Consider the following 409-nt stretch of genomic DNA (forward strand, 5'->3'; position numbering starts at 1 on the left):
AAAAACTGTCAATGACGATGGTAGCCTGACCATGACTTGGGTCTCCAGAAATAGCCAAACCGAGCTGCCAGTAACTGTCTATAAGAAGACCCGCCTGGTTCTTAATGGCAAGGTTCTGACGAGCAAGGATTATAAGCTGTCGGCCTTTGGTATTCCTACTGTAAAGGACAGAAAGGGTGTCAATAAGTTGACAGTTAGCTTTACAGTTCCGACCTATTTTACCCTTGCCCTTTGGCTGACCATCATCAGCTGGCTGGGTCTAGCGGTCTACTGGCTCTACCACAAGGCCAGCAAACGCAGTTTCCAAGTTTTGCTTTCTGATTAAATCGTGTTATAATTTTCTACGGTGTCAGCATCCAGCTGGTATCATTTTTTCAATGTCGACCTTCAAATCGTTTATTGAAAGGCA

The 409-nt window shown here is 44.7% G+C and carries 1 pseudogene; it reads left to right on the forward strand.

Going from position 1 to position 409, the window contains the following annotated elements:
- Positions 1–325 (forward strand): annotated as a pseudogene (locus tag FH871_RS35040) (hypothetical protein); the annotation flags it as partial.
- Between the last annotated feature and the right edge of the window lie 84 nt (positions 326–409).

Source organism: Larkinella sp. C7, assembly GCF_006149005.1.
GTDB lineage: Bacteria > Bacteroidota > Bacteroidia > Cytophagales > Spirosomataceae > Larkinella.